Consider the following 24992-nt stretch of genomic DNA (forward strand, 5'->3'; position numbering starts at 1 on the left):
CAAAACATGGCAGCGATTTCTACTCCATTGCTTGTAAGGCTTTAGCATGGCTATCAGTGTTTTCGATCTATTCAAAGTGGGCATCGGCCCTTCCAGCTCCCACACCGTCGGCCCGATGCGGGCGGCGGCGACCTTTGCCCAAGCCCTGATCGATCAACAACTGTTGAGCGCCACCCGCCGTGTAGAAGTGCGCCTGTACGGCTCGCTGTCCGCCACCGGCGTCGGCCACGCCACCGACCGCGCCTGCGTGATGGGCCTGATGGGCGAATGGCCGGACCAGGTCGACCCTACCTCGATCAACGCACGCATCCAGCAACTGCGCGAATCCGGCCGACTGCTTCTCGCAGGTCAGCAGGACATTGCCTTCAACTGGAAGCACGATCTCCTACTGCTGGACGAAAGCCTGCCCTACCACCCCAACGCCATGTCCCTGCACGCCTACGGCGAAAACGGCCTGCTGAGCGAGCAGACCTACTACTCGGTGGGCGGCGGTTTCATCATCGAAGCGGCGGAAGCGGCCTCGGGCGTTGCGCCGACCAGCGATGTGCAATTGCCCTACGACTTTTCCAGCGCCGTGGAACTGCTGGCCTTGTGCAACAAGCACGGCCTGCGGGTTTCCGAACTGATGATGGCCAACGAACGCGCCTGGCGCAGCGAGGAAGACATCCGCAGTGGCCTGCTGCATATCTGGTCGGTAATGCGCGAGTGCGTGGAGCAAGGCCTGCGCGATGAAGGCATCTTGCCGGGCGGTCTGGACGTGCCGCGCCGCGCCGCGAAATTGCACCGCAGCCTGCTGGAAATCGGCAAGCCGAATGTCATCACCTCGACCTTGTCGGCCATGGAGTGGGTCAACCTGTTCGCCCTCGCTGTCAACGAAGAGAACGCGGCCGGTGGGCGCATGGTCACTGCACCGACCAATGGCGCGGCCGGGATCATCCCGGCGGTGCTGCATTACTACATGAAATTCAACGCCGACGCGTCTGACGACGACGTGGTCAATTTCTTCCTGGCCGCCGCCGCCGTCGGCATTCTCTGCAAGAAAAACGCCTCGATCTCCGGCGCCGAAGTGGGCTGCCAGGGTGAGGTGGGTTCGGCCTGCGCCATGGCTGCAGCAGGGCTTGCCGATATTTTGGGCGCTACTCCGGAGCAACTGGAAAACGCCGCCGAAATCGGCCTGGAACACAACCTCGGCCTTACCTGCGACCCGGTCGGCGGCCTGGTACAGGTGCCGTGCATCGAGCGCAATGCCATCGCCGCCGTCAAGGCGATCAACGCCACGCAAATGGCCCTGCGCGGTGACGGCAAACACTTCATTTCTCTCGACCGGGTGATCCGCACCATGCGTGATACCGGCGCCGACATGCATGACAAATACAAAGAAACTTCACGGGGCGGCCTGGCCGTGAGCTGGGTGGAGTGCTGAGGAGCATTCCCTGATCGCCCCAACGTGAGCCCGCGCAAAAATAATAACGAGGCAATAACGATGACCGATGTACGTACACCTGCCGTAGAAAATCCCACTGCCGAAACAACCGTGACCACCGGCTGGACCCAACACGACACCACCTGGATGCTGGGCCTCTACGGCACCGCCATCGGCGCCGGCACGTTGTTCCTGCCGATCAATGCCGGCGTCGGCGGCTTCTGGCCGTTGATCGTACTGGCCCTGCTGGCCTTCCCGATGACCTTCTTCGCCCACCGTGGGCTGACGCGCTTTGTGCTGTCAGGCAAATCAGGTGACATCACCGAAGTGGTCGAAGAACACTTCGGTGTCGGTGCGGGCAAGCTGATCACCCTGCTGTATTTCTTTGCCATCTTCCCGATCCTGCTGGTGTACAGCGTGGCGCTGACCAACACCCTGAGCAGTTTCATGGAACACCAACTGCACATGGCCCCGCCCCCTCGGGCGATCCTGTCGCTGATGCTGATCCTCGGCCTGATGGCCATCGTACGATGCGGCCAGGGCGTGATCGTCAAGGCCATGAGCGTGCTGGTGTACCCGTTCGTCGCCGCCCTGCTGTTGCTGGCCTTCAGCCTGATCCCCAACTGGAATGGTGCCTTCTTCGCCTCCGCGGGTGATGGCATGCCCATGCCGCTGTTCTTCAAGACCCTGTGGCTGGCGATTCCGGTGATGGTGTTTTCCTTCAACCATTCACCGATCATCTCCGCCTTCGCCGTCGACCAGAAACGCGTGTACGGCGCCCAGGCCGAGCGCAAAAGCAGCGGCATCCTGGCCACGGCCCACGGCATGATGGTGCTGACCGTGATGTTCTTCTGCTTCAGTTGTGTACTGGCACTGTCGCCAGCCGACCTGGCAGCGGCCAAGGCGCAGAACATCTCGATCCTGTCCTACCTGGCCAACCACTTCCAGACGCCAGTGATCGCCTACGCCGCGCCGTTGATCGCACTGGTAGCCATCACCAAATCCTTCCTCGGCCACTACATCGGCGCCAGCGAAGGTTTCCAGGGCCTGATCGTCAAATCCCTGCGCGGGCGCAATCGCTCGATGTCGGCCAAATGGCTGGAACGCTGCACCGCACTGTTCATGGTGCTGACCTGTTGGGCCGTCGCCACCTTCAACCCGAGCATCCTGGGCATGATCGAAACCATGGGCGGGCCGATCATCGCGTGCCTGCTGTTCCTGATGCCGATGTATGCCATTCGTCGCGTACCATCGCTGCGCCAGTATTCGGGCCAGGTGTCGAATGTGTTTGTGGTGGTGATTGGGCTGATTGCGCTGTCTGCGATCGTTTTCTCGGTACTGCCCTGAAATAGATCACCCAACAAAAAGGCGAACCTCGGTTCGCCTTTTTCATGTCCCGCAATAACGGCTCGGCGCCTTATGCGGCACGGCCTTTGCTGTACAGCTGTGGAGGGAAACGGACCTTGTGAAAACCTCAGCGACGGAGTGGCCGATGGTCAGGAGACGCGAACTAATCCCGACACCGGTCGTCAATGACTGCATGTTCTTATCAGGCGGTACGCACCATGGACAATCCTTTTCAGATCATCACCGACACCTTCACCCCTGAATACCGCGTCAACTTGAGCATCCAACGCCTGGACGGCAGCATCATGCTGACCCTCTCCAACGAACAAGGCGTAGTGGCCAAGCGCATGATCAGCGCCGAACAGCGCAATGATCCAAAACGGCTGAAACGCCTGGTGCAAAGCATTCAGTTCGGTATCGCCATAGAGCAGGGCCACAGCGCCATGGAGATCCTGGCGGTGATGACGGATGGCGATCACAAAGTCCTTCATCGACCGCCGACCCGCGCCCTGCCGTTCAGCGTCGGGCTTTAAAGCTCGCCCTTCTCGGTTTCCAGGCTCGCCTCGCCCTTGCGACGCGGGCCTTCGACCTTCACCGACGGGAAGGCCGAGGAGGCGTAGCGCACCACCAGAATCGCGAATGCCAACAGCAGAATCCCACCGCACAGGTAGATAATTCCCACGTCCGGCGGGTTGTGGTGTGACACGTTGGAGATCAGCAGGCGCGTCAACGCGGTGATCGCCACGTAGATCAGGAAGCGCACCGGCATGTGGTTGGTCTTGAAGTAAATCCCGACCATCGCACCCAATTCCAGGTAGATGAACAGCAGCAAGATGTCATCGATCTTGATGTGCCCGTTCTCCAACATCCCCAGAAACTCCATCACCGCCGCCCAGGCCGTCACCGCACCAATGGCGAACAGCGCCAGGTAGTGGAACGACTCGACGAACAGGTTACCCAGGGATTCGGCCAGCCCGTGCACTTGCTGGCGTAGCCTTTCGGCCCAGTTGATTTTCACGATGATGCTTCCTTAGGTCGACTCGACCGGATAATGCGGGTTGGACGTGACGGTTGTTCTGCATGCAGAAAAAAGGCCAGGGGCAGGTATAAGATGATGGCGGGGTGACATGAGGCACTCCAAACCTGTATTTACGGACTACATTAAAAAACTGCTATCCAAATCCGATGGTTTGGCTTAACCTTTTTACTGTATATAAATACAGCATTCCAGCAACACCCGAACACAAGGGCTACTCCCCTTCACTACTGCACCCTGATGACGAGGCCAAAAAATGGCTGTTGAAACCCTGTATCGCAGTACCCGCGACTTGGAGACTACATTCGTGGATCGCAAACTTGCCGACGCACACGACCAGATGCTTGAACTGGCAGAGTCTCTGATGGATGTCCTGTTGAAAAACGTGGAAGGCTTGACTGAAAAGCAGGCAGAAGACGCCGGTATTTTCATGGCCAAGAACCGCGCCGCCTTTGCAGCAGCATTCAAGAACAACGCCAGCGCCCTGGCCGAGATCGGGCAGCCGGAGGCGGAGTAAGAGGAACGGCCCACCTCCGTTGATTCAGGGTGAACCAACGGGTTCAGGCAGACCGGCGGCTCAAGGTTTTACCGAAGGCTGTTTGCGCCTTACACCTGCCACAGGGTTTTGCCGAAGAAGGTCAACGTGCGGTCCCACGCCAGTTGCGACCATGCGGCGTCGTATTGCGTGTCGGGGATACGGCCGTGGCCGATCGCCGTTTCGTTGGCAAAGGCATGGCGCGCCAGGTAGCGATAAAACGTAGCGTCAACGCCGGCCGCGTGCAGCGTTGACTCCAGCTCCGCGACGGTTTCGATGTTGAAAAAAGCATCCTGCGTGCCCCAATGGCCAATCAGCGGCGCTTTGATTTTTGCCGCATCCAGGTATTCAAGCGGTGGGAAGCCATACCAGACCACACCCGCCGCCAGCTCCGGAATGGCATTGAGCGCCAACAGCGTCAACGCCCCGCCCATGCAGTAGCCGGTCACGCCCACTTTTTTCGAGTCGGCCTGCAGGTAGCGCACCGCGCCTGTGATGTCCTGGGATACCGCATCGCCAAAATCCAGGCTGTCCATCAGGTGATGGGCTTCTTCCTCTTCCACGGTCGAGGCGCCGCGATAAAGGTCCGGCACCAGCACCCGGTAACCGCACTCGGCCAGGCGGATGGCCACGCCCTTGATCTGCTCGTTAAGCCCCCACCACTCTTGAATCAATACGATGGCCGGCGCCCCTTCCAGCACAGCCGGGCTGGCCAGGTAGCCGTTGACCTCGGCACCGTCTGGGCGCTTGAACGTTACGGAATGCGCTGTTGCTTGATTGGACATGAAGACTCTCCGCGGCAAGTAGGAAAACGATAGCGGGCAAGTACCGAAAAGCGCCCGCCCTCAGAACCCTATCAGGATTTTCAAGCTGAAAAACCTTCCTCTTCCCTCGTTATGTACCACTGTGTATTAGCGCACCCGCGCGACATATTCGGGATACAAAACACCGGTCTACTGAGCCTGCCTGAACCTTCACTGATCAATACACCGTGACCGAAGGTTCAATCACATAGGACCCGGAGAATAAAAATGCACGAATCAAAACCGGTTGATCGCCTGATCGTCAACACCTATACCAACGGCCTCATCGGCCCCAGCCAGAAGATGCTCGGCCCACTCGCCGATGGCGGCACCCTCATCACCGGTACGCCACCGGGGTGTTGGGGCCCGATGATCACGCCCGCGTTTGAGGGCGGGCATGAGGTGACTCAACCCGTATTCATCGCCGGCGCCGAAGTCGGTGACGCCGTGGCCCTGAAGATCAAACGCATGCGCGTGACGTCGCTGGCCACTTCGTCAGGCGTCATGCGCTTTGTTGAGGGGCGCTATCACGGCGATCCCTTTGTCGCCAAGTTCTGCTCCAACTGTGGGCAAGAACATCCCGCCAGCCATGTCGAGGGGATCGGCGCCGATGCCATTCGTTGCAACGCCTGCGGGGCGGAAGTCAGCGCATTTCGCTTCAGCCATGGCTACGTCATCGTGTTCGATGCCGAACATCAGGTGAGCCTGACCGTGAACCAGGCGGTAGCCGACCGCCTCGCCGGCCAAGCACCGGATATGGCGGCGTTGCCGGAGATGTCCGCGCAACATTCGATTCTGTCCCTGGCCCGCGCCGATATCCCCGGCCTTGCCGCACACATGCGGCCTTTCCTGGGCAATATCGGCACCACGCCTTCGCGGGATCTGCCGGATTCCCACAACTGCGCCGACTTCGGCCAGTACCTCGTCGGCGCGCCCCACCGCTACGGCATGACCCATGACCAACTGCATGCCGCTAAAACCGACGGGCATATGGACACCAACTCCGTACGCGAAGGTTGTGTGCTGATTTGCCCGGTGAGAGTCCCCGGCGCCGGGGTGTACATGGGCGATATGCACGCCCAGCAAGGCAACGGCGAAATTGCCGGGCATGCCACCGATGTATCGGGTGAAACCGAACTTACTGCCCACGTGATCAAGGGATTGAACCTCGACGGCCCGATTCTGCTGCAAAACTTCGATGATCTTCCGCCCATGGCTCGCCCGATGACCGCCGAGCAACGGCTGCACGTCAAGGCATTGGGCGAGCGCTGGGGGCAGTTCGAGATCGAAGACAACGGGCCCATTACCTTTATCGGCAGCGGCGCCGACCTCAACCTGGCAACGGAAAACGGCCTGGAGCGCGCGGCGGCGGTCACGGGCCTGTCGATGGACGAGGTGCGCAACCGCGCAACGCTTAACGGCTCGATTGAAATCAGTCGGCTGCCAGGGACCGTTCGCGTCACGATTCTGTGCCCAATGCACATTCTGGATCGCATGGGGGTCGGCTCACTGGTACGTGAGAAGTATCAACTCTGATCGGTGTATCAGCGATACAGCAAGCGCTCGGCCAGCTCATCCGCCACCCGTGCGGGTGAGCGTTTTTCCGCCTGGGCGTGGGCGAAGATCTCGGTGAGGCGCGTGCCGATGTTGGACAGGTGCGCGGTGATGGTCGGCAGTTCCGCTCCGCTGTGCTTGAGCGCTACGTAGATCAGGCCGCCGGAGTTGATCACATAGTCGGGCGCGTACAGAATGCCGCGCCCTTCCAGTTGGTCGGCCACTTGCAAGTTGGTCAATTGCGCACTGGCCGAACCGGCGACGGCGGCGCAGCGTAACTGGCCGACGCTCTGGCGGTTGAACACGGCGCCGAGACCGCAGGGCGCGAGGATGTCGCATGGCGTGCTGAGTAACGCATCGTTGGCGATGGGGTGTGCGCCCAGTTGTTCCATGGCCAGTTGAACCTTGCCGTGGTCAATGTCGCTTACCAGCAATTCCGCACCGGCAGCGTGCAGTTGTTCAGCCAGGGCGTAGCCGACATTGCCCAGGCCTTGGATCGCCACACGCAAGCCTTCAAGGTTATCGCTGCCCAGGCGCGCCATGGCGGTGGTGCGAATGCCGGCGAACACACCCATCGCCGCATGGGGTGATGGGTCGCCTGCAGCGGTGGTGCTGGTGACGTAACGAGTGTGCTGGGCGATGCAATCCATGTCGGCCACCGAGGTGCCGCTGTCGGTGGCGGTGATGTAGCGCCCGTCGAGTTGTTCGATGCAACGGCCAAAGGCTTCAAACAATGCCGCGCGGTTTTCCACGTGGCCGGGACGCAGGATCACGGCGGTACCCCCGCCCACCGGCAAGCCGGCCAGTGCCGCCTTGTAGCTCATGCCTTGGGCCAGGCGCGCGGCATCGGCCACGGCACTTTCGTCGTCGGGGTAGGAAAGGTAGCGACAGCCACCGAGAGCAGGCCCCAGGCGGCTGTTATGAATGGCGATGACCGCCTTCAGCCCGGTGGCCGGGTCGATGCTCAAGTGCAGCGATTCAAGGCGGGTGCTGTGCATGAGAGCAAACATCGTCAAGCTCCCGAATCACTTCTGGTAGTGGGCCAAGTATAGGCTTGCGGCAGAAAACTGCCGGACCAGGCTGGAATAAGCCGTCCGATTTCGCAGGTCTTGCGACATAAGCACGCAGGATATTTTCCAAGCCACTGGACGAAAATTCCCAGCAAGGCTAAAACGGGGGCATCTGCCGGAGAATGCAATGAATCCCCGCAAAGCCTTTTTCGCCTGCCTGGAACGCTCCCCACCCGCGCTGTTTGAAGCGGCGTTGTGGATTGCTGCCGAGCACGACCCGGCCGTGAAGCCCTTGCAGATCCTGCAGGAACTGACCTTGCTGCAACAACAGGTGAGCCTGGGCATGCCGCTGCTGCCGGCGGATGAACTGGGCCAGCCGCTGTTGCGGCGCTTGAATGACCTGGGGTTTGCCCAGGATGAATTCACGCCCCTGCGCCCCGCCGCCGCCCTGCTGGACAAGGTCTTGCAGCGCAAACGCGGACAACCCCTGGCCATGGGCCTGATTGCCCTTGAGCTGGCGCGGCGCCTGGAGATCCCCATGGTCGGCGTGAATTTCCCCGGCCATTTCCTGTTGCGGGTGCCCGGCGCCGATCACCTGCTGGATCCCTGCGGCGGACGGCGCCTGTATCCCAACGATTGCCGCGACCTGTTGCAGCGCCAATACGGCCCCAACCTCAAGTTGCAGGCTGATCACCTACACACCGCCGACCCGCGTTCGATCCTGCAACGGTTGTCCCGCAACCTGCGCCAACTGCACCTTTCCAACGACGTTCCGCTCCAGGCCTTGATCGACGCCGAACGCGTGCTGGAGTTGGGCAACGCCAGCGCCGCCGATTACCTCGCAAGGGCCAGCCTCTATCAGCGCCTGGACTGCCCCAACGCCGAGCGCTTCGACCTGGAACACGCGCTGATGCTCAGCGAAGACCCGATCCAGCGCCTGCGCCTGACCGAGCGCCTGGGCCACCTGCCGCCCAATTCAGTGGTGCATTAAGCTTGCGGTGTCTTGAGAATATCGCCCGGCAGCGGACTCTTCGGCGCCTCGATTCCAGGCGAACGCACCTGAATGATCAACAACGCGGCGATCACCGCCGGTATCGCGCAGAAGAAGAAAATCTGCTGCACCGGGATATGCATCGCCAGCAACAGGCTGCCAAACAGCGGCCCCAGGATTGAGCCAAATCGCCCCACGCCCAACGCCCAGCCTGTGCCGGTGGCGCGCACATGCGCCGGGTAGAAGTTACTGGCGAAGGCATTAAGGGTCAGTTGACCACCGATGATGCAAAACCCGGCCGCAAATACACAGGCCACCAGATAGCGCGGGTTGTCATGGTTGAGGCCGAGCAGAAGGGTGCATACCGCAGCCGCAGCCAGTACGCAGGACAACAGGCGCACTTTGCTTTTCAAGCGGTCAGCGAACCAGGCCATACCAATGGCGCCCACGGTGCCGGCGAACAGGAACATCGAGGTCACCAGGTTGGCTTCTTTCAACGCCAAGCCACTTTCCAGCAACAGCGACGGCAACCAACTGATCATGAAATACAACAGGATCAGGCTGACAAAAAACGTCGCCCAGATCAGCAGCGTCGGGCGCGCATAGCCATTGCGGAACAACTCCACCACCGTCAGCTTGCTGTCCTGTTCCTGCTGGTTTTCGGCCTCGCTCGCTGCCGGCGGTTGCCAGCCCGGCAGCATGCGTGACGTCACTGTCTGCAGCCTTGCATAGGGCGGTGCATCACGCAGCAAACGCGGCAAGGACTCCGGCAGCAACCACACCAGAAACGGGAACAACAGCAATGGCGTCACGCCCCCCGCCAGAAACACCGCCTGCCAGCCGAAGCCTTCGATAAACCCTGCCGCCACAAAACCGCCCGCTGCGCCACCGAACGAGAAGCCACACGCCGCCAGGGTCACCATCAACGTACGCAGGCGCGGCGGCGAATATTCCGACATCAAAGCCATTGCGCTGGGCATCGCGCCGCCCATGCCGATGCCGCAGATAAACCGCGCGGCCATCAGCGTGTTCAGAGAATTGGCGAATACCATCAGCACCGTCAGCGTGGCGTAAATCAGTACACAGCCAAGCAGGATGCGACGCACACCGAACCGGTCCGCCAGCGGCGTCACCAGCAACGACCCCAAGGTCAGCCCCAGCAGGTTGGCGCTGAACACCGGGCCGAATGCAGCCTTCTCCAGCCCCCAATCCTGGGCCAGCGCCGGCACTACGTAACCCAGCACCTGGGCGTCATAGCCGTCGGTCACCAGCAGCAGCGCCAGCAACAGGAGAATCAGCCACTGATAGCGCGACACCGGACGGGCGTCGAGTGCCGCGCGAAAGCTGGCAATCTGATTGTGCATCGCAAGTACCTGTTTTTTATTGTTATGGAACAGCAAGCGTCAGGCGGCAGGCGTATCTGGCTGGTTGGCCGGATGTGCCTGCACAAAGGCCGGATGCTGCGCCGCCAACGCCGCTACCCGACCAATGCGCGGGTACGCCGCCAGCGGCACCTTGAAGCGCTCGGCCGCATACAGTTGTGGGATCAGGAAGGTGTCGGCCAATCCCGGCTGCTCGCTGAAGCAAAACCCTTGGTCGCCGATCAACTGCTCCACCGCGCCCAATCCCTGGCTGATCCAATGGCCAATCCACTCCAACAGTTGCGCCTCATCATGCCCCCATTGGCGCAACAGGTTCTGGGTGCTGGAGTTATGCAGCGGATGAACATCGCAGCCGATGATCGAGGCCACCGCACGCTCATGGGCGCGGGTCGCCAGGTCCTTGGAGAGCAGCGGCGCCTGTGGATAACGTTCCTCCAGGTATTCGATGATCGCCGGCGACTGAATCAACAGCTCGCCCTCGTCGGTAAGCAAGGCCGGGACGCGACCTTGCGGGTTGATCGACAGGTACTCGGGCTGACGATTGGCGCCGCCCGCCGGCACCAGCAGGTTGACCGGCACCGCGGTGAAATCCAGGCCCTTGAGCGCCAGGGCAATACGCACCCGGTACGACGAAGTGGAACGGTAGTAGGTGTAGAGTTCCATCGCCCTGCCCTCCTAGCGCGCCGCGATCACGGTGCCACGGCATTCGCCGAAACCGATGGAGGCAAACCCCTCACGGTTGCAGCGCGCACGCAGGATGATTTCGTCGCCGTCTTCAAGGAACTTGCGCACTTCACCGGACGGCAATTCAACGGCTTTTTTGCCGCCTTCGGTCATTTCCAGCAGACTACCGAACTGACCGGCTTGCGGGCCAGACAAGGTGCCCGAACCAAACAGATCGCCCGCCTGCAATTGGCAACCGTTGACGCTGTGGTGGGCCACCAATTGCGCAACCGTCCAGTACATGTGCAGGCTGTTGCTCAAGGCCAGGCGATGGGCCGGCAGGTTCTGCTCGCGCAAGGCGGCGGTGGTGAGCAGCACTTCCAGCTCGATATCCAGGGCCCCTGCGGCCTGGTCACGTTTATCCAGCAGGTACGACAGCGGTTGCGGGTCGCCTTCAGGGCGCGCCGGTTGCGCTGTGCGGAACGGTTCCAGGGCTTCAGCCGTGACCACCCAAGGCGAAATGGTGGTGATAAAGCTTTTCGACAGGAACGGCCCCAACGGCTGGTATTCCCAGGCCTGGATATCCCGCGCCGACCAGTCATTGAGCAAGCAGAAACCGGCGATGTGATCGGCCGCGTCACCAATGGCAATCGAATCGCCCATCTCGTTGCCCTGGCCGATCCAGATGCCCAGCTCCAGTTCATAGTCCAATCGCGCACACGGGCCGAAAGTCGGTTCGGTCTGCCCGGCCGGCAGGGTCTGGCCTTTGGGGCGGCGCACGTCGGTGCCCGAGGTGCGAATAGTCGAAGCGCGGCCGTGGTAACCAATCGGCACATACTTGTAGTTCGGCAGCAGAGGATTATCGGGACGGAACAGCTTGCCGACGTTCTGCGCGTGCTCGATGCCGACGTAGAAGTCGGTGTAGTCATTGATCCGCGCCGGTACCTGCATCTGGCAATCGGCGGCGCGGCGCAGCACCTGCGCTTCACGGGTGTGCAGCTTGCTGCCTTCGGCCAGCAGTTCCAGCAGGCGCTCGCGCAAGGCCACGCGCGGGCCGCGACCCAGTTCAAAAAAGGCGTTCAGCTGGCCACCCGCCGTCGCTTCGACGGCGCGACGGGCTTCACCGTCGAATTCATCGATGGCGGCGTGCAGATCCAGGATCGAGTCGCCAATCGCCACGCCCGCGCGCGGGGCCGAGCCGTTGATGCTGAACACGCCCAACGGCAGGTTTTGCAGGGGAAAATCGCTGTGACCATTGGCGGAGGCCACCCAGCTGCGGGTAAGTGTGGACTGAGTCATGGGTTATCTCCGGTTCGGGTTGAAGGTGGCGGGCAACGAGGCCCAGCACGCGTCATAAGTGGTTTGCAGTTGCGAGCAGTCCAGGGCGAACTGGGTGGGACGCAGAACTTGGCTGGTCTCGAACATGAAGGCCATGGTGTTGTCGATCTTGTGCGGTGCCAGCTCTACGTTGATGGCCTTGGTGCAGGTTTCGCCGTCCGGGCCATGGGCGCTCATGCAGCTGTGCAACGATGCGCCGCCGGGCAGGAAGCCTTCGGCCTTGGCGTCGTAGGCGCCCTGGATCAGGCCCATGTATTCGTTCATCAGGTTGCGGTGGAACCACGGCGGACGGAAGGTGTTCTCGGCCACCATCCAACGCGGTGGGAAGATCACGAAGTCGAGGTTGGCCAGGCCGTGGGTGCTGGTGGGCGAGGTCAGGACGGTGAAGATCGACGGGTCCGGATGATCGAAGCTCACGGTGCCAAGGGTGTTGAAGCGGCGCAGGTCGTATTTGTACGGCACGTTGTTGCCGTGCCAGGCGACCACGTTAAGCGGTGAATGGTCCAGCTCGCAGGCCCACAGTTCGCCGAGGAATTTCTGCACCAGCGTTGTCGGTTTTTTCACGTCTTCGTAGTGGGCAATCGGCGTCAGAAAGTCACGCGGATTGGCCAGGCCATTGCTGCCGATGGGCCCCAGGTCCGGCAGGCGCAGTGGCGCGCCATGGTTCTCGGCGACGTAGCCGCGCGCTTGCGCATCCAGCAGCTCGACGCGGAATTTAAGGCCACGGGGCAGCACGACGATTTCCAGCGGCTCCACGTCCAGCACACCCAACTCGGTGGCGATGCGCAGGCGACCTTGCTCGGGGACGATCAACAACTCGCCATCAGCGTTGAAGAACACACGCTCCATGGATCGGTTGGCGCGGTAGTTGTAGACGCTGATGCCAGAGGGTTTCTCCGCCGCCGAATTGGCGACCATGCCTACCAGCCCATCAATGAAATCCGTCGGCTCGCTCGGCAAATCCAACGGGTTCCAGCGCAAGCGATTGGGCGTCACCGCCCCCAACGGCCCACCGGCCAATTGCCGCTCAAGTTTGACGAATGCCGGGTGATTGGCCGACGGCTGAATGCGGTACAGCCAGGTGCGCCGGGCTTCACTGCGCACCATGGTGAACGCGGTGCCGGAGAACAGTTCGGTGTACAGCCCGTAGGGCGCTTTTTGCGGGGAGTTCTGGCCGACCGGCAGTGCGCCGGGCAAGGCTTCGCTGGCGAATTCATTGCCGAAGCCCGACAGGTATTCGAGGTTCATGGATCGTCCTCTGTATGGAAGTTGTTTTTATCGTAATCCAGTTACGCATAACGTAATTTGATCACTATCGACCGTCAAGCTATAAAGACGCCCATTCATCTCTCGGATTCTCGCCCCTCCATGGAAAAGCCCCGCGACACCGGTAAACAGAAAGTCCGCTCGGCCGAAGTGGGCACCGATATCCTCAAGGCCCTGGCCGAGCTGTCCCCGGCCACTTCGCTGTCGCGCCTGGCCGAACACGTGCAGATGCCGGCGAGCAAGGTGCACCGCTACCTGCAGGCGCTGATCGCCTCGGGTTTCGCCGAACAGAACACCGCCACCAACCACTACGGGTTGGGCCGCGAAGCCTTGCGCGTGGGCCTGGCGGCGTTGGGCAGCATGGATGTATTGAAAGTCGGCGCGATGCCCCTGGCGGAGCTGCGCGATGAATTGAATGAAACCTGCTTCCTGGCGGTATGGGGCAACCAGGGCGCGACCGTGGTGCAGATCGAACCCGCCGTGCGCGCCGTCACCGTGGTGACGCAATTGGGTTCGGTGCTGCCGCTGCTCAGTTCGTCCACCGGGTTGGTGTTCAGCGCCTTTCTACCGTCGCGGGAAACCGTGGAACTGCGCGAACGCGAAATCCAGGCCGGCACTGCCCATGCCCTGGCAGACGACCAGGCCTACGCCACCGCCTGCGAACAGATCCGACAGCGTGGCCTGCATTTCGTGCACGGTTTGCTGATGCCCGGCGTCGATGCGTTATCCGCGCCCGTGTTCAACGCCATCGGCCAAGTGGCGGCGGTGATGACCGTGGTCGGCCCCACCTCGTTGTTCCATGCCGATGAAGACGGCCCGGCGGCGCAGCACTTGCTGGCGGCGACCCGGGCCGTGAGTTGGCGCATGGGCTATCAGCCCTGAACTAGTCGTGCCACTGCACCAAAGCCAGTGCCACACGGTTTTCCAAGGCGCGGATTGGTGCGGCGGTGCTCAGGTAGTTATTGCTGATCATTGAAAACACCAGGCGCCGGCCCTGGGCGTCGGTGATATAGCCGCTCAACGAAGACACGCCGGCCATGGAGCCGGTCTTGGCGTGCAGGTTGTTTTCTGCCGCCGTCCCGCGCAAGCGATAACGCAAGCTGCCGCCGCTCATGCGATCGGTGTTGCCGGCGATCGGCAAGGCGCTGTACCAAGCCTCGAACCAAGGCTGTTTGGCAGTCGCCACCAGCAGATCGGTGAGGTTCTGCGACGACACCAGATTGCGCCGCGACAAGCCCGAACCGTCGACCTGGCTCAGCGTCAGCGGGTCCAAGCCCTGGCGGCGCATGAAGTCCGCCACCGCTGCGACACCGGCCTGCGCCGTCCCGGCATTGGATGCCTTGCGGCCCATGGTCTTTAGCAACGCTTCGGACATGTTGTTGTTCGACAACTTGAGCAGCGGCGTGATCAATTCCTGCAACGGCGCCGACTGGTGCTCGGCCAACACCCTGGCCGTTACCGGGCTGACGCCACCGATCACACGTCGCCCAAGTACCTGGATACCCTGCTGCGCCAGCGCCTGCTCAAACAGATTGGCCACCAGTTGCGTCGGCTCCCACACGCTCACCCACTGCCGGCTTTGCTTGCCCGGCGCCAATGCGCCAGTGAGTTGCAGCAGATTGGTACCGTGCTGGCGTGTGATGCCGTAATTGTTGCCGGGGCCGCTGACAGCACGGTTGCTCAGTTGCACGTAGTCGGTAGACGGGCTTACCACCACGCTGACCGGTTGGCCAACCATGGCGGGCGCCTTTGCCGTGACCAGTAGCGTGCCCGCATCAAAATCCGTGTTAGGCGATACGGTCAGCGCGGAAATCTGCGCGCCGTAGTAAGTGCTTTCATCGTCGTGTGCCCAGTCCACGCCCAGGCGTTCGGCGTCGAAGAAGGTATCGTCGAATACCAAGTCGCCCTGGACCTGGCGCACACCCTGGCCCGCAAGCTGTGCCGCCAATGCCTGGTAATCGGCGAGTTGCGTGGTCGGATCGCCCAGGCCCTTGAGGTAAAGGTTGCCGGTGAGACGCTCACCTTGCTGCGTACCGTTACTCAACAGTTGCGTGGAAAAACGATACTGCGGCCCCAGTACATCCATCGCCGCTGCGGTGGTGAGCAGCTTGAGATTGGAGGCAGGAATCAGGCGGGTTCGCGGGTTGTGTTGATAGAGCGTGCTACCGCTACGGGCATCACGCACCATCAGGGAAACTGTGGCGCCGTTGAGGGCCGGGTCAGCCAGGAGTTGCTCCAGGGTTGCCGGGGTGGAAGTCGGTGAAACACTCGCGCAACCACCCAGCAAAGCGCTCAAGCACAGCAGATGTAGCCATCGTCCAAAATGCATCAGTATCGTTTCCGCCAAGACATCAGTGGCGGCAACGCTACCACAAACCCTTTAGAACTCCAGGGTGCTGGACACCGACACCTGCCGCGCATCGCCCATGGACACAAACAAGCGGCTGGCCGCCGAGGTGTAGTAGACGCGGTCGAACATGTTCTTCACGTTGAGCTGGAACTTGACCTTTTGCCCATCGATCTTGGTGTCGTAGGTCGCGAAGGCATCTGCCACGGTGTAACCCGGCAAGGTGAAATCGTTGGCCGCATCGCCTGCGCGCTCACCGACGTAACGCGCACCGGTGCCCACGCGCAACTGGTCGCCGCCAAAGATGTTGCCGAAGTCATAAGCCACCGCCAGCGAGCCGGTGTGCTTGGCCACGTTTTGCAGGCGGTTGCCTTCCAGGGTCGGGTCCTTGTCCTTGACGTCCAGCGCATCGGTGTAGGCATAGCTGCCAATCAGGCTGATCTTGTCGGTCAGTTGGCCGGTGGCGTCGAGCTCCAAGCCACGGGAACGCACCTGGCCGGCGATGCTGTAGACGGTGTTGGCACCGGAGCCGACGGACACCAGCACATTGCGTTTGTCGATATTGAACAACGCGGCGCTGGCGGTGATACGTCCCGGAATGTCGAGTTTGGCCCCCAGTTCCCAGGACTTGGATTCCTCAGGCGTGAGGTCGCCGGTCAAGGTGCTGCCATCGGCCAAGGCGGCGATGGTGGAGTTGGGTTTGAACGATTCGGTGTAGCTGCCGTAGAACGACAATTCATCGGTGTAGCGATACACCAAGCCCGCACGCGGCACCCAGGCTTGGCCGTTGCCGTTGGTGTTGGCCTTGAACGGCACGCCTTTGCCAGCGTATTGGTCGTACATCTGGTAGCGCGCACCGGCGACGAAAATCCACTGCTCGTTCAGGTGGAGGGCGTCCTGGAAGAACAGCGAATCGCTGCGCAGCAGGTCGGTCTGGGCGCTGTCAGCGGGGCTGACGGTAGTGCCCGCCACTTCGTTGCCGTACACCGGGTTGTTGTAGTTGAAGCTGGTGGCGCGCGAGTTCTGGCGAATCAGGTCGGCGCGGTAGATCTTGCGGTACTCGTCATCCAGGCCGAACACCACATCGTTTTGCAGGCCGAACACATTGACCTTGCCTTCCAGGCTCGCCGTGGCGAAACGGTCCGTGGTGATTGCCCCTTTGGTGCCGTCCATCTTGCGGGTCAGGGTGCCGTTGGTGTTCACCGCGCTGACGCGCACTTGGCTGGCGTCGTAGGTCTCGCGGTTCCAGCTGTAGCCGAAATGGGCTTTCCAATCATCGTTCAGGTCGTGATCGGCCTCGAAGCGGTACAGGTCGGAACGTCCTTCCATGTTGTTGAAGGGTTCATCCAGACGCCGTGTGGCCGGGATATCCAGCGGGTGGTTGGACTTGTCGATGGCGGTGCCACGGTCGAACGGGGTGAGAAATTCACGGTGTTCGTAGGCAAACAGCAACTTGGTGCTGTCGCCATACCAGGCCAGGGACGGCGCGATCAGGCTCTCACGGTGAGTGCCGAAGTTACGCCAGTAGTCTTCGTCTTCATGGTCGACGATCAGGCGATACGCCAAGCCGCTGTCGCCAATCGGGCCAGTGGTGTCGAGGCTGCCGCCGCTGCCGTTCTTGCCGTCGCCAAAGGTCGAGCCGCGCACGGTCAGGGCAGTGGACTGCACCAGTTCCGGCTTTTTGCTGACGATGTTTACCACGCCGCCCGGATCCTGGATGCCGTACAGCAGCGACGACGGGCCCTTGAGCACTTCGACCCGCTCGGCCGTGGCATTCAATGCACGCCCCTGCACGATGGGCATGCCGTCGCGCATGATCGAGCCGTTACGGTTATCACCAAAGCCGCGCAACATGACCGCGTCCTGGGTGCTGGCCAAGGTGTTGGCCTGGGTGATACCGCTGACGTTGGCGAGGGCATCATCCAGATTGCGCGGCGTCTGGTCGCGCAGTACTTGGGCGGGCACCACATTGACGGTTTGCGGGGTTTCCAGCAGCAGCGCGTGGGAGCGCATCACCGAACTGGTGGGCGGCGGCTGGTAGCTGGTGCTGTCCTGGGCCTGGCCGACACCGCTGATGGTGGTGGCGCCGAGGTTGACCGCGCCTTCGGTGGGCAGCGGTTCAAGGGCCAGGGTGCGCGCATCGATCTGGCGGAAGGTGAAGCCGCTGTTGCCCAGCAGGCGTTGCAGCGCCTGGTTTGCACTCATCTGCCCGCTGACTGCCGGAGCGCTGAGGCCGTAGGGCGCTTCGTCGGTGTAGATCACGCTGATGCCGGTGACCCGACTGAAGTCGCTCAAGGCCTGGGGCAGCGGTTTGGCCGCCAGGGCAAAGTTGAACTGGGCGCTCTGCTGCTCCTGCGCCTGCGCAATGCTCAGGGGCAGCAACGCCAACCCCGATACCGCCAATACCGAGGCTCCCAGCCACTGTTTAACCCAACCGCCCGCCGTCGACTTCATGCTGTGAGAACCCGTGTAGAAAACGCTGTTAATGCGAATAGATCGCAGTTTCAAGCACTACACGGATGGGCGGTGGATTTACCTCACCTTTATTTGCAAATATTTTTGTTTATTGCGCCTGGATGCGAAACCCCATGCGTGGGAAATGCACATGCACGGTGCCAGCACGTTCGTCGCTGCGGCGCAGGATCAGCTCTTCGCGCCCGGCAAACAGCAGTTCGCCCGCGACCGGGTCGGTGCCGTAGTCGGTGGCGCAAATGGTCACCTGCTGGCCGGCCTTGAAGCCGTTCAAGTCCTCGAAGACTTCTTCGGGCAGGACAGCCGGTGCCGCGTTGCGTGATACGTCCAAGGCCTGTTCAGCGCTCATCTGGGTGGACGTACCATGGCCGAAGCCCAGCACGCGATCCAGCCAGGCGGCGACGGCGGGATAGGCGTCCACCAACGGCGACGTCACCGAAGAGCCTTTGAGGAACCACAGTGGGTGGGCCAGGGCAAAGTCGGCAATCGACGGCTCGCCGAACAGGAAATCCCCGGCTTGGTGCTGCAATTGCTGATGGATACGATGGATGATCGTCGGCCATTGGTGCTTGGCCTGCTCCAATTGCACACGGGTTGCGGTGCCACCGCTGAACAATTTGCTGCGGTCCGCCACCAGCACCTGGAGCATTTCCGGTGGCACCTTGGCGAATTTCACCGCCAGGGATTCGGGCTGGAACACCAACGCCACCGCATGGGAAAACACCACCGAGTCGGCCCAGGCGGCGAAGCCTTGGGTGACCAGTTCCAGGCCCTGGGGAAACAGCGCGGGGGCGGCTTTTTCCTGCTCCAGGCGGCGCGCGATCAAGGCGGTGTCGCAGTAGATGTCCGCGCCGACTTGCAGCACCGGGGTCTTGCGATAGCCGCCGGTGAGGGCGGTGAGGTCCGGCTTGGGCATCACCGGCGAGATGTGCACCGAGCGCCAGGACAAGCCCTTGAAGCCCAGCAACAGGCGGGCTTTTTCTGCGAAGGGGGACTGTGGGTAGTGATGAAGAATCAATTCAGACATGCCGGACTCCGCTCTAGAAGTGAGCCGCTAGCTTAGCCTGCAACAACACGAAACGGGGCGATGGGAACCCATCAGTCAAATCAATGAACCACTGGCCGCCAGGCACTCCTTGGCACTCTTCTTCAACTTTTTGATCAGCCGTTCCTGGCGCAACGCCTCGCTTTTGCTCGCGCATTGCTCGGTGTACACCAGCGCCACCGCCGGGCTGGACAGGAAGAACCGCGCGCCCTTGCCACTCTGGTGCATGGCAAAGCGGCGCACCGGGTCATTGCTGATGCCGCAATAGAGCGAGCCATTGGCAGCGCGCACCAGATAGACGAACCAGGGCTTGGGTTCAGAAGGATCAGTCACGGGTAGATTCGGCTAAAACACAGGAGCGCCAAGCTTATCAACGACTGGCCTGGAATGCCTTCAAACCACGCAGCGCCTGGGTACGCACGGCGTTTTTGACGATAGGCGTCCAACCCAGCAACAGGCCTTTGGTGCCCAGTGCCTGGCGCGACCAGCGCCACAAGTCGAAGCTGTCGTGGTGCTCGCAGATCTTGCCGTCGCGAAACACAAATCGCGCCTGGATATCGTTGACCACCGTGTTGCCGGTGGCGCTGAACAGGTAGGTGGCGACCCAATGCGCGCCGCCGCTGCGTTCATCGCTGCGCACGTTGTCGAAGGTCAGGGAGAAGTCCTTGGCGCGGGTGGTGAGCATGCGCCACATATCGCCGGCATCGCGCCCGCGCAGCTCGCCGAAAGCCGGGTCGCTGAACACCACGTCATCGGTGTAGCAGGCGGCCATGGCCTCGGCGTCCAGGCGCTGGAAGGCCTGGTAGAAACGGTTGATCAGGGCGGTGTGGGCATCACTCATGGGCAGACTCCGGGCGCTATTGTTATCCGGTTTGCACGATAGTCTGCCCATGGGCGCAAAGCCATGCCCATTTACGGCATCAATGAGTCGGGTGTGATCAGAGGTAGACCATGTCCAGGGTGGCGCTGCCGTCTAGGGGGATTTCCTGGTCGCTCGGCAATTGCATTCGAGACAATATCGTTGTGCCCACATGGATATCGACTGCCATCGTTTGCGCCGGCAGAGGCAATGGGCTTGCGCCGCCCCCCGTCAACGCTCTCATCCAGCCGGGTTGCCACACCTGGTCTGCAGACGCCGCATCGAACCAAGTACTGCCATCCACTGATTCGATCAATGAACGATCGACGCCGTCCGCCGTGCCATTGCTCATTTTCAAAATATACCAGCCAATTTTTTTATCGCCATTGACCCATCCCAGGCCGAAGTTCTGGTTAAACATATCCGACTCTGGGGAACTGCCAGGGCGATTATCGCGGACCTTGACGGCCATCAATGTCTGCGCACTGCACTCAACATTCAGACGCAGGCTGACAACCGGTAACACGGTAGGCAAATGGGCTGCAGGGTTCAGGTCCTTGATGGAGATCTTCCCGTAGTCCACCGCACCACCATTGGTGAGCATTGGTGTACACGCTGCCGGCGTAATACTGCCCTTGACGGTGACATCCACACTGGATGCCGCCACAACCGGCCCAAGGTAGGCCAAGGTCATAGCGGCCCCCATCACACTCAGTAACTTTCTCATTATGTAAATGCTCGCAGACGTCCGTTGTTATTATTGAACGCCGGGCACATCACTGCGCCAGACGCCTCAACAAATACGGCTCTATCATTTAACTAAGGATTAATACTCCAGCCTCACACCGCACTAGAGCACACACTTACTTTATCTCGCGACCCGCGTCCACCCATTACAAGTAATACGAATACATAAGCAAACTAAGGCACCATTCCGGTATCCCGTGCGTAGGCAAATAAATCCACATCCGTGGAGATACATAACCGATTCATTGCCGTACTCTTCTGCTTACTGATAGTTGAAATACTGCGATTGACCCGTGCCGCAATCTGGCTGACGGTCATGCCACTGGCCAACATGCGCACGACTTCCTGTTCCTTGCCGGACAATGTAGGCGTCTGGGTGGTTTGTGAAATACACGCTTGGTCCAATTGCACACGCAGGCACTCACTGACAAATTCACGCCCCTGCACCACGGCCTTCAACGCCTGGGGCAGCTCGCGGGCGGACGCACTCTTGGCGATGACACCGCGCGCACCGTGGGCAAAGGCCGCTCGCAGCGTCGCGACATTGGCAAACATCGTCACCAGGATCACAGGGACATCGGGATACTGACGGTTCAATAATCCCAGCAAACCGTAGCCGTCAACTTGATGATTACCGGGCATGGCGAAGTCGGTCACAATGACGTCACACGGTATATGACTGACCAACTCTAGAAGTTGATCAGGACCATCGGCCTCGCCTACTACTTTGCACTTACCACTCGCTTCGATCACCACTTTCTGGCCCACGCGAACAATAGGGTGATCGTCAGCAATAATGATGCGAATCATCGGTTTTTCCATGATGGCAATTTGAGAGCGCCAAAATACCGCGATCATGATCTTGCAACAACAGGAAATAATTCATCGATTAGCTGTTCCACCCCGTATTTAGAGCCCCTCTCACAATGGACTACACAATTAAAAGAAATTACATACAGAAAAGTACTACATTGCAAAAGGATAAATTCCTTCATAGATTCGCCAGATAATTCAGATAGCGCCCCACATCAATGCGAAAGGCTTCCAGCGCCGCATGGCTCTCTCCCACACCGGTTGAATGCACCTGCCTGATCAATTGCACCGCCGCCGTCTCCAGGCCGGTTTCTCCCAGAAACGCCACACTCCCCACCAGACGGTGCAAACACTGCGCGGCCATCGTTGCATCCAGCACGGCCTGGGCATGGGTCAGCACAGCCAAGTCGGCATGGGCCTCCTGGATCAGGCTGGACACCATCGGTGCCACCACCTCCCACGAACCAAAAGCCTCGATCAGACCGGCCCGACTGGGAAAGACAGGCCTGCGTACCGGCGCAGGGCTTGCGGCATTGCCGGCACTGGCGGTGGACGCGAACTGCGGCAGCCAGCAGAGCAGCACCTCGCGCAATTGTGCAAACCCGATGGGCTTGATCAGCCAACCGTCCATTCCGCACGCCACGCACTGGCGAATCTCTTCAGGCCCCAGACTGCCGGTCAGGCCGAGCACCACGATGGGCGCGCGGCCCTCAGCCTGCTCATGACGGCGCCATTCACGGGTCAGGGTGTAGCCGTCCATCACCGGCATGCGGCAATCAGTGATGACCAGGTCGAAACGCTCGGCAGCCAAGGTCTGCAACGCTTGCTGTCCATCACGGCAACACAGGTGGGCAACGCCGAGTTTTTCCAGGAGAGAGCCGAGCAGCAATCGATAGGTGTAATGGTCATCCACCACCAGCACCCGAGCCTGTGGCCAGGCGACCTCAGGTAACACACCGGGCGAACCTGGGGGTGGGAAGTAACCAGGCATAGAGCCCTCGATGAGGGCGATCAGCTCACCCGAACTTTTCGCAAAAAGACCATCGCCCGAATCCAAACGAGTTAGATCAAGGCCATAAAAGAGCGCGAAAACTATCCGAATGCGTGTTAAACCGCGATACAACAACTACGACAACTCAACCTTGAGCCGCGAAAAACGTGGCTTTCTCACTAAACACCCCCCTTTTGTCATTACCACCCTGTCATTCGTAATAGTTGCATTCCCGTCTTTACCTCTCAGCGATAAATTCCCTCCGCTCTCCCTGAAGTGGCGCGTGCCCCCAACAACCAAAAAACCATGGGCAACTTCACCGCGCCAATCTGTCCCCAAGCCCTTGCATAGGAATACCCGCTGTGTTGAAAGACTCTCTCGCCGCCCTGGCAGGCGCCCTATTGATTGCCCAAGGCGCTGTGGCGCTGGCCGCCAGCACCGTGGACCTGTCGCTAAAAGGCGCGATTACGCCGAGCGCCTGCACCCCCAGCCTCAGCGACGGCGGCGTGGTGGATTACGGCAAGATCGCCGCCAAGGACCTTTCCCCCACCGGCACGACTGTGCTCCCTCGCCTGAGCCTCCAACTGACCGTGGACTGTGAAGCCCAGACCTTGTTTGCCCTCACCGGCCGGGATAACCGTTTGGGTTCTTCCATCTTTCCTGCCCTCAACCATATGTACGGCCTGGGCATGGTCAGCGGCAACGTGAAGCTGGGCGCCTATCAGATAGGCGTGTTCGACCCGGTGGCGGACGAGCCGGTCTATCCACTGTATTCCTCCGACCAGGGCGCCACCTGGCTCGTGAACTCTTTCGGCAGCTACATGGGCCATTACCACTGGACTGCATTTGGCGACTCCACCACGCCCAAGGCGCTGCGCACCGTAAAGGTTGACCTGCGCTTCGTCACCGAAATCGCACGTGTGCAAGACCTGCCCATCACCGAGGAAATGCCCATCGACGGCAGCGCCACGCTGGACATGATCTACCTGTAACGCTCCTCCACACTCACAAGGACCTGTGCCCATGGATAAACCCACCCTCGCCCTGCTCGCAGCCCTGGCGCCCGGCGCCTTTGCCGCCAGCAGCACCGACTTGAATCTCTCCGGGACGATCACCCCCAGCGCCTGCGCGCCCCAGTTGTCGAATGGCGGCCTGATCGATCACGGCAAGATGACCTCCAAGGATCTTCAACCGGCCTCGCCCACGCGGCTCGACCCGGCGGAGATCCAGCTTGAAGTGCTGTGCGAGGGTGAGACCTTTTTTACCTTGACCACCGTGGACAACCGCGCGGGCACGTCCGCCATCAACCCGCGGCACCACGGCTTGGGCCTGACTCCGGAAAAAGAAAAACTGGGCAGCGTGGCGTTCTCGCTGTTCGACCCGGTGGCCGATGACAAGCCGGTCAAGGTCATCACGTCAAGCAATGGCGGCGCCAACTGGTCCGCATCGATCTACCTGGGGCATGAGGCGCTCACCTCGTTCGCGGCCCTCGACGGCCCCAACACGCCCATCGCCCTGAAAACCCTGAACGCCCGCCTGCGTACGTTCGCCATCATCGTGCCCGCCACCGACCTGACGTTGCTTGATGAAGTGCCGATCGATGGCCAGGCCACACTACAACTGAAGTACTGGTAAGCCGTTTTTTCTCAACTAGTTAGGAGCAACACCATGAAAACCCTCAACGCCCTGTTCGCCACCCTGCTGCTCACTGGAGCAGGCAGCGCCGTCGCCGCCTCCAGCGTGGACTTGACCGTGCGCGGGTTGATCACCCCGAGTGCCTGCGAACCGTCGCTGTCCGGCGGCGGCAATGTAGAGATCGGCAAGATTTCCGCCAAGGATCTCAATGCCGACACCCACACCCGTCTGCCCGACCAGACCGTGCAACTGACCGTCACCTGCGACGCTGCGACCCTGATGGCAATCGAGCCCAAGGACAACCGCGCCGGGTCCGCTTTCAATCCCAGCAATACAAACTTTGGCCTGGGTCTGGTCAATGGCAGCGAGAAACTCGGTGCTTTCCAGATGTACTTGCAATCGCCGGTGGGTGACGGCACGGAACTGGGCCCCATTTCTTCCAGTGACGGCGGCCTGACCTGGACCCGCTACATGTACCTGACCAACGACGGCATCACCTCCGTGGCCAATACCACCACCATCGCCCCAGTACCTGTGCAGTCGCTGGTCACCGACGTCGTCATCGTCCCCTTCATTGCTTCGGCCGACAGCCTGACCCTGACCGAAGAAGTGCCCATCGATGGCTCGGCCACCCTGACCGTCAAGTACCTGTAACGCAAAACGGGTGCAACGCACTGCCTTGCGCCCACCGCTGTTCTCACGGATGGCCCCTCAACACGGTTCCAACAACAGACC

Annotated in this window: 25 protein-coding genes; 10 read left to right on the forward strand and 15 right to left on the reverse strand. The window is 60.9% G+C overall.

Annotated elements, in window-relative coordinates:
- Positions 1-46 precede the first annotated feature (46 nt).
- The 3 genes from ACP7BX_RS04455 to ACP7BX_RS04465 all read left to right on the forward strand — a co-directional run bounded on the left by ACP7BX_RS04455 (position 47) and on the right by ACP7BX_RS04465 (position 3303).
- On the forward strand, positions 47-1423 hold the full coding sequence (locus ACP7BX_RS04455) for an L-serine ammonia-lyase (protein WP_426128305.1): 1377 nt from the start codon (positions 47-49) through the stop codon (positions 1421-1423).
- Positions 1424-1483: 60 nt separating this feature from the next.
- Complete coding sequence (locus tag ACP7BX_RS04460) at positions 1484-2770, forward strand: serine/threonine transporter (RefSeq protein WP_426128303.1); 1287 nt, start codon at positions 1484-1486, stop codon at positions 2768-2770.
- 218 nt (positions 2771-2988) lie between these two features.
- The gene (locus ACP7BX_RS04465) at positions 2989-3303 is read left to right on the forward strand and encodes a DUF3509 domain-containing protein (protein WP_016978247.1); all 315 of its coding nucleotides are present in this window, start codon (positions 2989-2991) and stop codon (positions 3301-3303) included.
- Here the strand turns inward: ACP7BX_RS04465 and ACP7BX_RS04470 are convergent.
- Entirely contained in the window at positions 3300-3788 is a 489-nt protein-coding gene (locus tag ACP7BX_RS04470; protein WP_016978246.1) for a phosphate-starvation-inducible protein PsiE, read from the reverse strand. The two genes, ACP7BX_RS04465 and ACP7BX_RS04470, sit on opposite strands and share 4 nt — an antisense overlap.
- Positions 3789-4062: 274 nt before the next feature.
- Here ACP7BX_RS04470 and ACP7BX_RS04475 point away from each other — a divergent pair, with 274 nt between their 5' ends.
- Entirely contained in the window at positions 4063-4323 is a 261-nt protein-coding gene (locus ACP7BX_RS04475) for a YebG family protein (RefSeq protein WP_016978245.1), read from the forward strand.
- A gap of 89 nt (positions 4324-4412) precedes the next feature.
- Here the strand turns inward: ACP7BX_RS04475 and ACP7BX_RS04480 are convergent, their stop codons facing one another.
- Complete coding sequence (locus ACP7BX_RS04480; protein ID WP_426128301.1) at positions 4413-5126, reverse strand: dienelactone hydrolase family protein; 714 nt, start codon at positions 5124-5126, stop codon at positions 4413-4415.
- 246 nt (positions 5127-5372) lie between these two features.
- Between ACP7BX_RS04480 and ACP7BX_RS04485 the strand changes: the two genes are divergently transcribed.
- On the forward strand, positions 5373-6680 hold the full coding sequence (locus ACP7BX_RS04485) for an acetamidase/formamidase family protein (RefSeq protein WP_426128299.1): 1308 nt from the start codon (positions 5373-5375) through the stop codon (positions 6678-6680).
- Between the two features lie 8 nt (positions 6681-6688).
- Here ACP7BX_RS04485 and ACP7BX_RS04490 read toward each other — a convergent pair whose 3' ends face one another.
- Entirely contained in the window at positions 6689-7708 is a 1020-nt protein-coding gene (locus ACP7BX_RS04490; protein WP_038850018.1) for a Leu/Phe/Val dehydrogenase, read from the reverse strand.
- Positions 7709-7895: 187 nt separating this feature from the next.
- Between ACP7BX_RS04490 and ACP7BX_RS04495 the strand changes: the two genes are divergently transcribed.
- Positions 7896-8699, forward strand: a complete 804-nt coding sequence (locus ACP7BX_RS04495; RefSeq protein ID WP_033902475.1) for a SirB1 family protein — start codon at positions 7896-7898, stop codon at positions 8697-8699.
- Here the strand turns inward: ACP7BX_RS04495 and ACP7BX_RS04500 are convergent.
- The 4 genes from ACP7BX_RS04500 to hmgA are packed head-to-tail and all read right to left on the reverse strand — an operon-like array spanning position 8696 to position 13330.
- The gene (locus tag ACP7BX_RS04500; RefSeq protein ID WP_426128296.1) at positions 8696-10063 is read right to left on the reverse strand and encodes an MFS transporter; all 1368 of its coding nucleotides are present in this window, start codon (positions 10061-10063) and stop codon (positions 8696-8698) included. The genes ACP7BX_RS04495 and ACP7BX_RS04500 overlap by 4 nt on opposite strands.
- 39 nt (positions 10064-10102) lie before the next feature.
- Positions 10103-10744, reverse strand: coding sequence for a maleylacetoacetate isomerase (maiA, locus tag ACP7BX_RS04505; protein ID WP_426128294.1), 642 nt, complete (start codon positions 10742-10744; stop codon positions 10103-10105).
- 12 nt (positions 10745-10756) lie between these two features.
- Positions 10757-12043 carry a fumarylacetoacetase gene (fahA, locus tag ACP7BX_RS04510; protein WP_426128292.1) on the reverse strand — a complete coding sequence of 429 codons (1287 nt, stop codon included), beginning with the start codon at positions 12041-12043 and terminating at the stop codon, positions 10757-10759.
- 3 nt (positions 12044-12046) lie between these two features.
- A complete protein-coding gene (gene hmgA, locus ACP7BX_RS04515) occupies positions 12047-13330 on the reverse strand; it encodes a homogentisate 1,2-dioxygenase (RefSeq protein ID WP_033902479.1) in 1284 nt (427 codons plus the stop codon).
- Between the two features lie 120 nt (positions 13331-13450).
- Here hmgA and ACP7BX_RS04520 point away from each other — a divergent pair, with 120 nt between their 5' ends.
- On the forward strand, positions 13451-14230 hold the full coding sequence (locus ACP7BX_RS04520) for an IclR family transcriptional regulator (RefSeq protein WP_038850009.1): 780 nt from the start codon (positions 13451-13453) through the stop codon (positions 14228-14230).
- A 1-nt stretch (position 14231) separates the two neighbouring features.
- Here ACP7BX_RS04520 and dacB read toward each other — a convergent pair whose 3' ends face one another.
- The 8 genes from dacB to ACP7BX_RS04560 all read right to left on the reverse strand — a co-directional run bounded on the left by dacB (position 14232) and on the right by ACP7BX_RS04560 (position 22622).
- Positions 14232-15677, reverse strand: a complete 1446-nt coding sequence (gene dacB, locus ACP7BX_RS04525; protein ID WP_426128289.1) for a D-alanyl-D-alanine carboxypeptidase/D-alanyl-D-alanine endopeptidase — start codon at positions 15675-15677, stop codon at positions 14232-14234.
- A gap of 51 nt (positions 15678-15728) precedes the next feature.
- Entirely contained in the window at positions 15729-18149 is a 2421-nt protein-coding gene (locus tag ACP7BX_RS04530) for a TonB-dependent siderophore receptor (RefSeq protein ID WP_426128287.1), read from the reverse strand.
- 109 nt (positions 18150-18258) lie between these two features.
- Entirely contained in the window at positions 18259-19194 is a 936-nt protein-coding gene (locus ACP7BX_RS04535; RefSeq protein ID WP_269132909.1) for a glutathione S-transferase family protein, read from the reverse strand.
- A gap of 75 nt (positions 19195-19269) precedes the next feature.
- Positions 19270-19545: a GIY-YIG nuclease family protein gene (locus ACP7BX_RS04540; RefSeq protein WP_426128285.1), complete on the reverse strand. Its 276-nt coding sequence runs from the start codon at positions 19543-19545 to the stop codon at positions 19270-19272.
- A 37-nt stretch (positions 19546-19582) separates the two neighbouring features.
- Positions 19583-20053: a nuclear transport factor 2 family protein gene (locus ACP7BX_RS04545; RefSeq protein ID WP_426128283.1), complete on the reverse strand. Its 471-nt coding sequence runs from the start codon at positions 20051-20053 to the stop codon at positions 19583-19585.
- Between the two features lie 97 nt (positions 20054-20150).
- A complete protein-coding gene (locus tag ACP7BX_RS04550) occupies positions 20151-20765 on the reverse strand; it encodes a DUF1120 domain-containing protein (protein ID WP_426128281.1) in 615 nt (204 codons plus the stop codon).
- A 227-nt stretch (positions 20766-20992) separates the two neighbouring features.
- On the reverse strand, positions 20993-21628 hold the full coding sequence (locus ACP7BX_RS04555) for a response regulator transcription factor (RefSeq protein WP_269134162.1): 636 nt from the start codon (positions 21626-21628) through the stop codon (positions 20993-20995).
- Positions 21629-21809: 181 nt separating this feature from the next.
- Positions 21810-22622, reverse strand: a complete 813-nt coding sequence (locus tag ACP7BX_RS04560; protein ID WP_269132906.1) for a response regulator — start codon at positions 22620-22622, stop codon at positions 21810-21812.
- A 362-nt stretch (positions 22623-22984) separates the two neighbouring features.
- On the opposite strand from ACP7BX_RS04560, the gene ACP7BX_RS04565 reads away from it, so the two are divergent.
- From ACP7BX_RS04565 to ACP7BX_RS04575, 3 genes are read left to right on the forward strand one after another with little or no spacing between them, the layout of a single operon-like run.
- Positions 22985-23614: a DUF1120 domain-containing protein gene (locus tag ACP7BX_RS04565; protein ID WP_426128279.1), complete on the forward strand. Its 630-nt coding sequence runs from the start codon at positions 22985-22987 to the stop codon at positions 23612-23614.
- A gap of 31 nt (positions 23615-23645) precedes the next feature.
- Positions 23646-24257, forward strand: a complete 612-nt coding sequence (locus ACP7BX_RS04570) for a DUF1120 domain-containing protein (protein WP_426128277.1) — start codon at positions 23646-23648, stop codon at positions 24255-24257.
- Positions 24258-24290: 33 nt separating this feature from the next.
- On the forward strand, positions 24291-24911 hold the full coding sequence (locus ACP7BX_RS04575; protein ID WP_133074588.1) for a DUF1120 domain-containing protein: 621 nt from the start codon (positions 24291-24293) through the stop codon (positions 24909-24911).
- Positions 24912-24992 lie beyond the last annotated feature (81 nt).

Origin of the sequence: Pseudomonas sp. DWP3-1-3b3 (genome assembly GCF_049896305.1) — a bacterium.
In the GTDB taxonomy this organism is placed as follows: Bacteria; Pseudomonadota; Gammaproteobacteria; order Pseudomonadales; family Pseudomonadaceae; genus Aquipseudomonas; species Aquipseudomonas azotoformans_A.